This window comes from Simonsiella muelleri ATCC 29453 (assembly GCF_002951835.1).
GTDB lineage: Bacteria > Pseudomonadota > Gammaproteobacteria > Burkholderiales > Neisseriaceae > Simonsiella > Simonsiella muelleri.
In genome coordinates this window covers 2,156,374-2,169,985 of the sequence record NZ_CP019448.1, presented here as the reverse complement: position 1 = coordinate 2,169,985, position 13,612 = coordinate 2,156,374, and the positions used below count along the sequence as shown (strand labels likewise).

Here is a 13,612-nt window from a genome sequence, read left to right as displayed (position 1 = left end):
ATGACAAAACAAGACAATGATAATGGTTTGCTGCTGGTCGGGACGGGCTATGTTCGTAACCGCCGCATTTTGGGCAGCATGAAAGAGCAAATTGGCAACTTGATTTCATTGAAATTAACCAGTAAAGCTGAAACCAAAGTCCGCAAATCGCGCATGAAAGAAAGCGCAGGCAACGCATTGGACAGCGTAACCATCAAAGATGCAACCGAAATTGCGTTCGGTTCGGACACGTTCAACAAATTGACTTTGGGGATGGCTTTGTCGGGTAAATCCATTGAATTGGACACGGCAGCCGCCAACGTAGCCGATGAAGTGGTGCGCGTAACCGCTAAGGACGCATGGCTGGATTTGGCAAAACAGAATATTGACCGCGACAGCGTGAAAGTCAAAAACGCAGCAGGACAAGCCGTTAAATCTGAATACATTGAATTAAAAGATAATTTGGGTTGGATTAAAGTGTCGCCTGAAGCCGATTCAATTAATGTGGGCGAAGAGATTAAAGTGTCGTACAAAACCCGTGCAGGCGGTGGGATTCAGATTGAAGCCAGCACCGAAACGGATTATGACTTTGAATTTTGGTTAGACGGCTACAACGCCGCCAGTCAAAAAAACTTCATTTTACACATTCCCAGCATGGTGGTTGCGCCAAACAGTGAAATTGACTGGTTAAGCGATGATTTCGCCAAAGCCGAATTCACAGGAACGGCGGTACTCGTAGATGGCAACAAAGTACCATATTCTTATCAAGAGTTTAACGCTTAAATAGGCGTTTCAGGCAGCCTGAAAACTGGGTAACTGGGTTTCAGGCTGCCTTAAATAACTGCCGCAAAATTATTTTCAGAGAAAAATCATGTCGCAATCCAATATCACAGCAGGTATTCAGATTACCGCGAACGTGGACGGTATTCAAGAAATCAACAATTTGAGTCAAGCGGTTGATGATGCCAGCGAACAAGTACAAGAAATGCAGCGCATCGCCGCAGCCAAAACCACACTGGGCTTGGACGTGGACGACCATGCACGCGCAGAAATTCAAAAATTAGACAAAGCATTTGATGATTTGAAGCGCAGCGGTGGCTTATCGCAAGCCGAATTGGCGCGTGCTGCTCAATTGCACGCGCAAAAAGTGGGCGAATTAGAGCAAAGTTTGAAAAGAACCAAGCCATCATTAGCTGATATGACCAATGGCATTCAAGGTTTGGTGGGGGCTGGCGGTGGTTTGGCGTATGTAACCAACGAAGCGATTAAATTTGAAAGCGCAATGGCGCAAGTCAAAAAAGTAACCGATGCCACGCCCGAGCAAATTAACGCGCTTTCAGGCAGCCTCAAAGAAATGGCAGGACAATTGGGCATGATGCCCGATGAATTGGCGCAAATCGCGGCGGCTGGTGGGCAAATGGGTTTGGCGTTTGACAAGCTGCCGCAGTTTACCCAAATGACCGCGCAAATGGCAAATGCCTTTGGCATCAGCGCGGACGCGGCTGGCGAAATGTCCGCTAAAATCAGCAATGTATACGGCTTGCAAATCAACGAAATGGCAGAGTTGGGCGATGCCATCAATGCACTGGGCAACACCACTGCCGCCAAAGAAAAAGAAATTGGCGAAGTGTTGATGCGAATGGGCGGTAATGCCAAGCAATTTGGCTTGCTCAAAGAAGAAGCGGCGGCGTTGGCGGCGACTTTTGTCAGCTTAGGCAAATCGCCCGAAGAGGCTGGCACGGCAATTAATGCGTTATTGTCTAAATTGCAGAACGCCAAAATCGGCACGAATGACTTCAAAGACGGTTTGAACGCGTTGGGTTTATCGGCTGAAGAAATGGCTGCCAACATCGCCACCAACCCACAACGCGCCCTAGATGATTTTTTGCAACGTCTTGATAAATTAGACAAACAAGCGCGTAGTGAGATTTTAGGGCAGATGTTTGGTGCGGAATATTCTGATGATTTGGCGTTGCTCACAGGCAGCCTGAAAACCTATACCGAAGCGGTCGCCACTGCCACCGACCACACCAAAAATTTTGGCGCAATGCAACGAGAAGCCGACGCTGCACTCAACACCACCGAAGGCAAAATGAATCAAGCCAAAGCCGAAATTGCCAGTGCCGCCATTGAGTTGGGTAATACCTTGCTGCCGATTATTCAATTGACTGCGAATGTCATAGGCGATGTCGCCAAAGCGGTTACGTCAGTATCAGAGCAATATCCCGTTTTGAGTCAAATGGCGGTGTTGTTTTTGGGCGCGAAAATGGCGAGTGAGGGCTTGAGTGCGTCCTTGAAACTGTTGGGCGTGGACAGTGAGACCAGTTTTGGCAACACCAAAAAATCATTATCCGAACTCAAAAAAGAGTTGAAAGACGCAGCACAAGCCGCTAAAGAAGTCGGACGCGACATTAAAAACGCAGTCAAAGGCAATTTAGACGATATGTCCAATAATAACAACGCCATCAAAAAACTTTCAGGCAGCCTCAAAGAAATGGCAGCCATTGCTGCTGAAGCCTTTGCAGCGTTTGAAGTTGGGCATGGCATGGGGACTTGGTTGTATGAAAATGTTGGGTTTGCGCAAAATTTAGGCGACAACATGGCAAAAGTCATTGCGTATATGGACGCGATGGTAACCGACCGTACGTTTGAAGATGTGAACCGTGAATTTCGCACCACCAACGAATTAGCACGTGAATTAGAAAAAAATCAAAAAGCCGCCGCCCAAGCAGCTGAAAAACGCAAAGCCACTGAAGCCCAAGCGGCTGAAGCACAAAAAGCCAAATTAGCCGAATTACGCGCAGAATACAGCAAAATTCAGCAAAAATACGATGAAGTTTCAGGCAACCTGAAAAAAATGGTAGATGATGGCAAAGCCAATACCCAAGCCTATCGCGACCTATCTGCCGAACAAGCCTTGCTGGCTGGCAAATTGATGCAAAGCCAACTGGCACTTAAAGACTTCAGCGACAACAACACCGCCAACACCGCACAAACTCAAGCAGCTTTAAACAATCTAGGCGTAACAGCGGAGCAGCTTTCAGGCAATCTATCCAAAGCAGCCAGCGCAAGTATTGCTGATTTTGCCACCGCAGCTGCCAGTATTGGCAATCATGCCGAGCAAATGGCAACCGTGTTTCAGGCAGCCGTAGAAAAAATGGACTCGCCCGAAGCCTTGTTCGCGCTCAAAAATAGCCTGTCCGAAGCAGGCGCAAAAGCAGGTTTAACCGCTGATGAGATTAATCAAATCGCTGCCCTTGCGCCACAAGTGGGACTGGGTTTGGCGCAAATCAGCAAACCGTTGGGCGATGCCGAAGCCGCCGCCACCGCGCTGGGTGTGAGTTTAGAGAATGCCTTGTTGTTAGGCACAACAGGCGCAATGACCACTGCACTGGGTCATTTTGACAAACTAACCGCGCAACTGGACGGCTTGAAACAAAACGGTATCAACACAGGCATGGTGTTACGCGAAAGTTTGAGCAAACTAACCGATACCGCGCAGTCTGAAGGCGATATTGACGCGTTGAAATTTAAAATCAATCAGTTGGGTGAGACAGGCAAACTGTCCATGCAAGACGTGGAACGCGCTATTTTGGCAGCCGACCAAAAATTGAATCAATTGAAACAAAATACCGACCCCACCGCACAAGCTTTTGAATCATTGGGTATTCAAACGCGTGAAAGTCTGCGCTTGGCTGGCGAAGAGAGCCGCCAAGCATTTGAATTGGTCAAAAACAGCGGTCAGGCTACGGCGGCGGATATTCAGGCTGCCTTTGCCAAAACCGCGCAATCCATGCTGGCAAGTGGCGATGCCCAACAACAAGTATGGGTTCAATCACAAGCCGCCGCCTACAACTATGCGGTAACAGTTGATGCGACAGGCAAAGCCAGTCTTCAGGCAGCCGCGCAAACCCAACAAGCAGCCGATACGCAAATTCAAGCACATCAACAAGTTACCCAAGCGGCGACCGAATCCGCACAAGCGCAAAGCCAAGCCGCCAAGGCAGCTGTGGAAAATGTGGAAAACGTGGGCAAGGCAGCCGAATCCAGCCAGCATAAAATGTCGGATTTAGGCTCAAAAGTCCATGAAACGCTTAAAAAAATGGGCGCATATGCCACGTTTGGCACGGTTTCTTGGGCTAACACGCTGCGTAGCGTGCAGGATATGTACATCAACATCAATCAAACCGTCCAACGTTTGAACGAAGAAACCGAAAACGGTGGAAACATCGCTGAACATTTGGCACGCACCGAACTCATGGCAGCCAATAACGCTAGAAAATTAGACAAAACCACGTTGAATAATTTACACCAAGCCATTGATAAAGCACGTCAAAAAATGCAACAACTGGCGGACGAAGCCGCCAACGCACGCAAAGAAGCCGAGAAAGAATTGCTCCGCGCACAAGGTCGTGATGGCGATGTGCAAAAATTAGAGCAACAAGAGAAACTAAATGCGCTCAAGCGAAAACAAGCCCAAGCGCAAAAAACAGGCAACCGCCAAGCGCAAGACGATTACGCGGCTGCCATTGCTGCCCAACAAGCCGCTTACCAAGCCCAAGCCGAGCGCGAAGCCGAACAACAGCGCGAACAACAACAGCGTGAAGCCGAACAAGAACGTGAACGCCAACAACAACAGCGCGAAGCCGAACAACAGCGTTTGCAGCAACAACGCCAAGCCGAACAGCAACGCCAACAGCAAGAACGCGAACGTTTGCAGCGCGAAGCCGAACAAATGCGGTTCAGGCTGCCTGAAAACAAGGTGGATTTAAGCGACATGGATTGGCGTGGTATGCAATTTGATTTTAGTGGTGTAACCGAAGCACTGGCAGCGCGTGATAACCAAATTAAACAGCAAATCCCAAATTTAATTAAAGAGTTAATGCCACAAATCGCCCAAGAACTCATTAAACAAATTCAAAAAGATAACAAACGGAGTATGTGATGGACGACATCATCTTAACGCGCAACGACAACCAAGCCAGCATTCGCCTGCCACCCGATATGCGTTGGACAGATGAATACGCATGGCACGCAATCGCCCAAGCCGAACCCGAACGCACACTAAGCGGCGGACTGATTATCCAGCAAGGCATCAAGCGCAATGGTCGCCCAATTACTTTGTCAGGCGAATGGGCTTGGTTGGATTTAGCCACCGTTCGCATTTTGCGTGATTGGACGGATGTGCCTGAATTAACTTTAACGATGCGCCACTACGATGGGCGTGAGTTTAACGTAGCGTTCAGGCTACATGATAACGCATTGGGCGGTGTTGAGCCTGTGGCGTTTTCCGTCCCCGAAATGGGGGCGGAAAAATATCAGGTACAAATCGCGCTAATGACGGTTTAAACCGTGTTTAAAACACTTTTAAATGCTTTTCAGGCAGCCTGAAGATTTTATTTTGTGAATTTATTCGCTGGACGCGTAGTCCTTCAGGCTGCCTGAAAAAATAGGAAACCACCAAATGCAACGCAAAACCGAAATCACACAACAAGACTTGAAATTTTATGCCAGCCAACGCCTAACCGATACCGATGACGGCGGCGGCGCAATGACAGGCGTTCAATTAAATGGCACAACGAACGAACTTTTCAACGCGGTATCAGATTTAGACAAAACGCGTGGACGTGTGAACGTGCGCCTTGCTTACGCAGCTGTCAGCCGTGCTGATGCGGCGGCTTTGTTGGGCGCAAACGTGATTATCAGCGAACCGCCCGAAGACCCAGCCGTCTCTATTTTGGCGTGTCCTGCTGATTACTACGCGCAAACACGCGCCCAAATCATGCCACGCATTGAAGCCTATTCCAATCCAACCATCGCCAGCCGAATGACTTTACTGGGGACACAAAGACGGAACAGCCGTTTAGTACAAACCTATCAATCTTTAGATGCGCCCTTGCCTTTGGTAGGCGAACGCTACGCGCTGGGTTATGTAGATGCTAACAAACAACAGCAATTTGAATATTTTCGTATTGACAAATTAACCCATAGTATTCAAACATTTGAAGACGACAAAGGCACATTCCAAGTTCGCGTAATTGAAATGGAAACGCAAAATGCCTTGAGTTTGGATTTGCAAGGCGTGAAATCGCCATCACGCACCCAAATCTCCCCAGCTGTGGAAGTCTTGAAAACGCAAGTATCTGATAGCGGTAAATATTATGGCGTTCGTCCCATCAAAAAAGAATTGAAACAAGGCGCGGTAGAAATCAATGTAGACACGATTTTTGAAAAATTAATTCCCACGTCCACGGTTAGCACTGCGTTGGCGGACGATTGGGCTAGTGGCAAACCGTTGTGGATTCCCACCGCGCCACGCCGTGTGGTGTACGCTGGTTCAGCTTATGTGTCTGATGGTAATGTGTATTTTGATACTGGCGTATTACCGACATCAGTAGAATTGACAGGTTGGGTAGATGATGGTTCAGGCAGCCTGAAAAATTCAAATGGCGAAATTTTACAGATTGATTACGCCAAAGGTGTGATTTATGGCGTTAAAAATCAACAAATTGGGCGAATTTACGCCACGCCAGCCGTGAAATATCAAAATTATGCCTATTCCGCCACTTCGCCCATCAAAGAAACCAATCAAAGCACGGAATTTGCGTTGCTGTTGCGCCCAATGCCTGCACGTGGCAGCGTGGGGGTGTCGTATCGCGCTGGCGGTCAGTGGTACGAATTAACAGGCTATTCGGACAACAGCTTACACGATGAAACAGGCGAAGTACGTGGCGAAATCACGACTTCAGGCAGCCTGAAAATCAGTTTGCCTGTGTTGCCTGATGTGGGAAGTGGTTTGTTGGTGTCGTGGTCGCCTGATGGTTTTTACAAGACGCTGGGCGACAAAATGGCAGGTTCTGTGATTGCGCCACAACCGATGTCATCGGCGGTTCGGTTGCCTGAAATTCCAGTGCCACGTTTGAAGCCGTCCACGTTGCGCTTGTCGTGGCATGACGGAACGCCGCGCACCGCACAAGACAGCAACGGCAGCATCACAGGCGCATGTGGTGGTTATGTGCATTATGGCGAGGGGCGATTTTATCCGACTAATTTGAATGCAGCTGTATTAGATTGGACGGCTGAACAATACATTGCCCAAAGTGAACGCAAATCCGTTGAGGTCAAAGCCAATGGTACGCGCATGACATTGAGCGCAGGCGCAAAGGTCGCTAAAGGCAGCCTGAAAATCAGTTTACCGATTGGCATTCGCGTGGAAGAAGTAGAAAAATTAAGTGAATCAATCAGTTCGGGGGTTTCATCATCGGTTGCCACGGTTTCAACTACGCCGTCTGCACCAAGAAAAAAATTTTACGCATTTACCGCATCAACTATTTGAGTTAACAGGATAAATACATGGAAAATTTTAGCAGCAATCATGCCGAAATTTACGACAATGGCAACGGCGGTTTGATGACGAACGGACGACTCATTAACGGCGCAAGCATTGATTATGTTACAGGCGATATTGTGATTCCAACCGAACCATTCAAACAACCAATTCACACAGCAACTTACAGCGAATTTTCGCTAACCGACACATCGCCCCGATATGTGGCGGTTGCAGGCAGCACCACGATTCAGCGAACGGTTGTGGTCGCGCCCAAACACGCGATGGTGGAATTTGTCAGCAGCGAAGAAACGCGCACGGTTGGCGACACCGTTCGCAGCGCAAGTCAAACTTTTGATGTATTACAAGGTGTTGCGATTCCACGCATTGCCTTGCTTAATTCGTGGACGTTTGAAATTCAAGGCAAATTCACAATAGAACGCGACGGCGTGTTGTATCAAAACTGGAACTACAATCAAGGCACTGGGACAGTCGTAGGCAGCTTGAATGCCGCGACTGGCATTGTCAACATTAATAATCTTGCGCCTAATGCCAGCCCGAATATCAAAGTATTATCAGGTGTTTACCATCAAGGCGAATATGGTGTTCAACAAATTCACGGACGCACCGCCATCGCTCCTGTAAACCCTGAAAGTTTCATTGCTTACGCAGAAACTGGCGAAACCACATTGCGCGGCGATTCGCAAGCAGATGGCAGCATCACAGGCACACTTTCAGGCAGCATTGATTATGACACAGGTTTATTCAATGTATCGGCTAATGCCATCGTACCGCCCGAATCATTGCGCTACAACGCCGTTTCGCTGACATCTATCCCGATTGACACGGACATTGGCATCAACGCAGTTCGGTTGCCACAAGATGGACGTGTTCCTATTTTTCGTGTGGGCGATGTGGTTGTCTTGACAAATAAAATGCTGCAAGACTTGGGCAGCGCACACACCGCAGGCGCGACCATTCCGCTTAATCGCAGCGATGCTGACCGCGTGTGTGTGGTGGATGCCAATAGCAAACACGTTCTCGCCACGCAATACGATATTGTTTCAGGTAGCCTTGTGTGGGCGATGCCGTTGGATTTGTCGGGTTACGCGATGCCGTTGTCGGCGTGTTTGATTTATGAAGAAGAAAACCGTTTGATGGGCGTGAATATTTCAGGCAGCCTGAAACTGCAATACGGTTTAAAACGTAATTATCCTATTGAAAAAACGTATCTTTCCAGCGCGATTATTGGCGGCGAAAAAGGCGATTTACTTGTCCGCGCGACCGAGCCATTCAGTCAGCAAGCGTGGACAAAAGTGTGGCAAAACACGCGCATCGGCGATGAGATTTTAGCCAAATTAAACGTCAAAGATTATCCAATTAAATTAACATCGGACGGCGCGATTAATGGGCGTTGGTTGATTGAATTTGTGTCGCCGACGCAATTCAAATTATACGAAGAACGCTTAGGCTTAATTGCCGCCAGCGACACATTAAGCGACCTTTCGCCTTTGAATCCTGCCACGAATAAGCCATTTTTTACGCTGCCACATTTGGCGTTTGGAGGCGGTTGGGAAACGAGAAATTGCGTGCGCTTTAACACGTCCACCACGTCTATGGGAATTTGGTTTATTCGGGCGGTTCAGCCGAGTGCCGACAAAACCAGCCACGCGGATAAATTCACCGCTTGCTTACGCGGAAACACGAATATTATTGAATAAAAAGGAAAAGTTATGTTTAGTCAAACAACCAAAATTCCTGCCAAAGTCTATCGCAGCACGGATAAGGACGCGCCGAAATTAGATGCGGTTGCAGGCAGCCTGAAAACCTTGTTAAAAGCTTGTTTGGTAACAGGTTATGGCGCAGACGATAGCCGCAAAGAGCCTGCTGGTTGGGCGATGCCGTTTGAGAATGATGTGAGTGCTGTCTTTCGTAGTCAATCGCCTGAATCCACGAAATTTTGTTTACAAATCAATAATGAAAATGACAATTATGCCGTACTGGGCGCGTATCAGCGCATGAGTAATTTGAATACTGGTACGAGCTATTTTGGCTACACCGATATTGGGCAAAACCATTTTGCTTACGCTGGTACGGGTAGTGGTGGTAGTACAGGAAAATGGCTGTTGGTGGCGTGCGAGCGTGCATTTTGGTTGGCTATTTTGGATACAAACAGCACCAGTTTGGTTTTGTTTTTTGGTGATGCGCGACCGCTTGCTCCTGCCGATAACACGGCTTGCGTGTTTGTTCATAGCAACTACAGCAGAGCAACGAATTGGGATACAGGCAGCTTGAAAAACCCCATGTTGGCACAAGCGTGGCAAGGTAGTGGCGCATTAATGGCTGACTTAGGTGGCAATTATTATAGCAATAGCAACCTAGCACCTTACCCCGACCCGATTCATGGTGGATTCATTGCCCATGAAGTTTTTGTCATGGAAAAGCAAACTTATCGTGCTGTTTTACCTAATTTGTTGTCATCTATGAATAACTTACGTACTGCTATGCCGACATGGTCAATATTAAAATTAGATGGCGATGACGCGGATTATTTGCTGTTGGATATTTCGGACGGTGGCGGAAATAATCACTTGTTAAATTTGAGTTATTTTGAGTACAACTAAATGAAAATTAAATTAAATATTCGCCATCGCCAAAGCCGTTACACAGGACGTGGCTATTTTTCTGGCGAAGGAAGCGGTATTGTTACCGTTGCTGGTACGCCTGCTCGCCGCCGAATTTTTGTATTTGACGAACAAACCATGATGTGTGTGCGCGATGTGTATTCACATGAAGATGGCACTTATCGTGTGGATAATCTTGATGAAACACGCACTTACATTCTGATGGGCTACGACAACCTACGGCAATACAACAAAATTGATGGCTGGGCTGGCATGAAACCTAAAGTGAATTAATTAATGAATAGCGCACAATTGCCTTTTGAATTGGGGCGGCGCGTTGAACAGCAGCCCGACACGTTGCCATTCAAATTCACATTGAATGACAACGTCGCGCCCCCAAAACCCACCAAACCAGTCGCCCCCATCAAACCGACCATTGGCGCAAATTGGACAAGTGCATGGTCAGCTCAAAGCACTCAAGGCGCGTGTTTGGCGGTTTCGGGACAAAATCAAGCGTTGGCGCAAAATTATTGGGCGCAATTTGTGGCGGTTGCGCCTGTTTCAGGCTGCCTGAACGTGGAAATCGGGACGTTGGCATGGTTGTGGTTGATGTTTGTGGGCGTGTCGGGCAGCACCGCGCGCCTGCATTCGTGTTGGCAAAATCATGTGGCGTTCGCGCCTAAACTTTCAGGCTGCCTGAAAACGCGTATCGCTGCCAACCAGTTCTACGCCAATCACACCACCACGCGCCAAGCCAACGCCCCCCATCTCACAAATTGCACCGCCACGCCAACCGCATTCACACAATATTTTGTCAATGGATTTATCGCGCAATCAAGCGGTTATCATCTTTCAGGCTGCCTGAAAACCGCCGTGAGTCGCAGCGTTCAACCACCGTGTGAATGGTATCCAATTCCCATTGACAACACGCCTAACCGTGATGATTGTGATTGCGCGTGTGGCAAACCGCCTCCACCCGATGCTTTACCTCTGGATTTCAGCACCCAAGCCGCCAAACCCGACGCGGCACAAGTCCCGATTTCGTTCGCGTGTGGCAAGCCGAAAGTTATGATTCCAAATTTGGATAATTATATGATTTGTAATGAAATTAAAGCACAATTAGCGGACGGTACATCATTGGAATTGCTGTCGCTGAATATCAAAGCCGACACGGCTGGTTACTGTTGGCAAGCCGATTTAACGGTGTCGCCCGAATCATTCGTTAAAGTGAAATTCAGGCAGCCTGAAAAAGACGTGATTACGGTATTAATTAATTCAGAACGTTTTGATTTTATGGCAGAAGAGTTTAGCGATAACCGCGCATTTGGTAAAAAAAGCTACACCATCACAGGACGTAGCCAAACGGCTTTATTGGGCGCGGATTTTGCCCATTCGTCTGCTGGTTTGGTCAATTCAGAATCATACGCCAGACAAATCGCTGATTCACAATTGAAATTTTTAAATTTTAAAATTGAAAATTGGCAGATTGTGGATTGGCTTGTCCCTGCAAATGTCTATAGTTTAACCGACAAAACGCCTATTGCGGTGCTGCAAGACATCGCGCAAACAGCTGGCGGATTCGTGGCAAGCCATCCCTATTTGCCACAACTGGATATTCGCCCAACATGGCGCGTGGCAGCGTGGGCGTTGGCAGACGCTGCACCCGATGTGCAAGTGCCAAACAGTGCGATTGTCAGCATTTCAGGCAGCCTGCAACAGAATTTGCGTTGCCATGCAGTCGGCGTGGCAGCCAACCACAATCAAGGTAAAGCCGCCAACGTTTACCGCCGCGAACATGGCAACACACCACGTGCCACCGATTTAAGCCATGCGCTTTACACGGATTACAACGTTTGCGAAGCGGCTGGCGTGGCAACATTAAGCAACACAGGCATACATAAAAGCGAAACCGTCAAGCTGCCATGGATTCCCAAATACGGCTTAAACCGTGCCGAATTGGGCGAAATTTGGCAATTCAATGAACCTGCTGAATCGTGGCGAGGTGTGGTCAAATCGGTGCAAATCAGCGTGGCAATGAATGGCGAGGTGCCTGTGATTTATCAAACGTTGGGCGTGGACAGATACATGGATATTTGATTAATTCAGGCAGCCTGAAAGGAAAGAAATGAATATTTATCAGCAATTTAATCAATTATTTAATCAACCCAACCGTGCAGTCGCCCAAATCATTGCTAAAAATGGCAATGGCAGTTATTTGGCGCGTACTACACAGGCTGGCAATGAAGTTTTGTTGTATGGCAATGGCTACAGCGCAGGTCAAACCGTCTATTATGATGTAGGCGGTGGCGCAATTTTAAGCGTTGCGCCTGATTTGGCGGTACAGGATATTGGGGTGTGATGTTATTTTGTATTGAAATGCTACATCACAAAAATCAAACGCTGCCAAGTTACAATGGCAGCGTTGAAAGAAAGACGGCGAGTGGACGGCGAGTGGACGGTGTAGAAGACCGTTTATTCCACCCACATCAGCAGAGAGTGCCTGCATCCGTATAGCCGTCACCTAGCTAGGCGGCGCGATTGTATCATTTGTATATAGGATAGCGCAAAATGCTGAAATCATTAAAATGTCAAAATATTCATTGTAAAAGAAAAATTGGTGAAGTCATGGGTACAAATTACCGTATTATTATTCAATGTCGCCGTTGTAAAACGCGCAATACGTTTGAATCTAAGTAAGTTTTTTCGCGCACCGAGCGTGCCTAACCAGCGTACCTTTGCGTACCGAACCAACGGTGCGTGTGTTTTAAACAAGCACACGCACCGTTTTCTTTGGAGTACGCATGAATTACACACAAGCCCCCTTACCCTTTACAGGACAAAAACGCCGATTTTTAAATCACTTTAAAACGTTATTAAAACAGCATATTCCGAATGATGGCGATGGCTGGACAATTGTTGATGCCTTTGGTGGCTCGGGATTATTGGCTCACACCGCAAAACAAGTTTTACCAAAAGCTCGTGTGATTTACAATGATTTTGATGGTTATACCGAAAGACTGAAAAATATCAATGATACCAATCAATTACGCAAAATCATTTTTGATTTAACCAGAGATTATCCGCTCAAGCAAAAGCTGCCTGAAACGCTGAAAAAGACCATTCAGGCTACCTTACAAACATTTGGCGGCTATATTGATTTGGATTGCGTGGCGAGTTGGATTTTGTTTAGCAGTCGGCAAACAACTGATTTAAATGATTTAATATACAATCATACTTATTTTAATAATGTGCGATTGAGTGATTATCCCAGCGCGGACGGCTATTTAGACAGCGTGGAAGTGGTGAGTAAATCGTATCATGAGTTATTGCCTGAATTCCAAGATAATTCAAAGGCTTTACTCGTGCTTGACCCACCCTATGTTAGCACCGCGCAAGGCGCGTATCGCAAAGCTGGCTATTTTGGCATGGTTGAATTTTTACGCTTGATGAGATTGGTACGACCGCCGTTTGTGTTCTTCTCATCAACGCGGAGTGAACTGCTTGATTATTTGGATTTGATTGTGAATGAAAAGGCAGAAGGTTGGCAAAATTTACAGGATTATCAAAAAATTAGCGTTCACATTACAATGAACAAAACAGCGCATTACGAAGATAATATGATTTACAAATTTCAGGCTGCCTGAAAATAAAAACCGTTTCAAATCATAATTATGTGCTTTGA

11 protein-coding genes are annotated in these 13,612 nt (G+C 47.2%); all 11 read left to right on the top strand.

Annotated features, from left to right (window positions below; translation table 11 throughout):
• The 11 genes from BWP33_RS10690 (at position 1) to BWP33_RS10645 (ending at position 13,574) form a co-directional block, all read left to right on the top strand.
• The gene (locus BWP33_RS10690; RefSeq protein WP_002642874.1) at positions 1 to 762 is read left to right on the top strand and encodes a phage tail tube protein; all 762 of its coding nucleotides are present in this window, start codon (positions 1 to 3) and stop codon (positions 760 to 762) included.
• Positions 763 to 850: 88 nt separating this feature from the next.
• Positions 851 to 4,924 carry a phage tail tape measure protein gene (locus BWP33_RS10685; RefSeq protein ID WP_104930401.1) on the top strand — a complete coding sequence of 1,358 codons (4,074 nt, stop codon included), beginning with the start codon at positions 851 to 853 and terminating at the stop codon, positions 4,922 to 4,924.
• Positions 4,924 to 5,328: a hypothetical protein gene (locus tag BWP33_RS10680; RefSeq protein ID WP_104930358.1), complete on the top strand. Its 405-nt coding sequence runs from the start codon at positions 4,924 to 4,926 to the stop codon at positions 5,326 to 5,328. The genes BWP33_RS10685 and BWP33_RS10680 overlap by 1 nt, the downstream gene beginning before the upstream one ends.
• A gap of 115 nt (positions 5,329 to 5,443) precedes the next feature.
• Positions 5,444 to 7,315 (top strand): hypothetical protein, encoded by a 1,872-nt coding sequence (locus BWP33_RS10675; protein WP_104930400.1) that lies wholly within the window; start codon positions 5,444 to 5,446, stop codon positions 7,313 to 7,315.
• A gap of 17 nt (positions 7,316 to 7,332) precedes the next feature.
• Entirely contained in the window at positions 7,333 to 9,027 is a 1,695-nt protein-coding gene (locus tag BWP33_RS10670; protein WP_002641656.1) for a hypothetical protein, read from the top strand.
• Between the two features lie 12 nt (positions 9,028 to 9,039).
• Positions 9,040 to 9,930, top strand: coding sequence for a hypothetical protein (locus tag BWP33_RS10665; protein WP_002641655.1), 891 nt, complete (start codon positions 9,040 to 9,042; stop codon positions 9,928 to 9,930).
• Complete coding sequence (locus tag BWP33_RS10660; RefSeq protein WP_002641654.1) at positions 9,931 to 10,224, top strand: hypothetical protein; 294 nt, start codon at positions 9,931 to 9,933, stop codon at positions 10,222 to 10,224.
• A 3-nt stretch (positions 10,225 to 10,227) separates the two neighbouring features.
• Positions 10,228 to 12,027 carry a hypothetical protein gene (locus BWP33_RS10655; RefSeq protein WP_002643108.1) on the top strand — a complete coding sequence of 600 codons (1,800 nt, stop codon included), beginning with the start codon at positions 10,228 to 10,230 and terminating at the stop codon, positions 12,025 to 12,027.
• Between the two features lie 28 nt (positions 12,028 to 12,055).
• A complete protein-coding gene (locus tag BWP33_RS10650) occupies positions 12,056 to 12,289 on the top strand; it encodes a hypothetical protein (protein ID WP_002641652.1) in 234 nt (77 codons plus the stop codon).
• Positions 12,286 to 12,444, top strand: coding sequence for a hypothetical protein (locus tag BWP33_RS12555; protein ID WP_155999677.1), 159 nt, complete (start codon positions 12,286 to 12,288; stop codon positions 12,442 to 12,444). The genes BWP33_RS10650 and BWP33_RS12555 overlap by 4 nt, the downstream gene beginning before the upstream one ends.
• A gap of 287 nt (positions 12,445 to 12,731) precedes the next feature.
• Complete coding sequence (locus BWP33_RS10645; RefSeq protein ID WP_002643106.1) at positions 12,732 to 13,574, top strand: DNA adenine methylase; 843 nt, start codon at positions 12,732 to 12,734, stop codon at positions 13,572 to 13,574.
• Positions 13,575 to 13,612 lie beyond the last annotated feature (38 nt).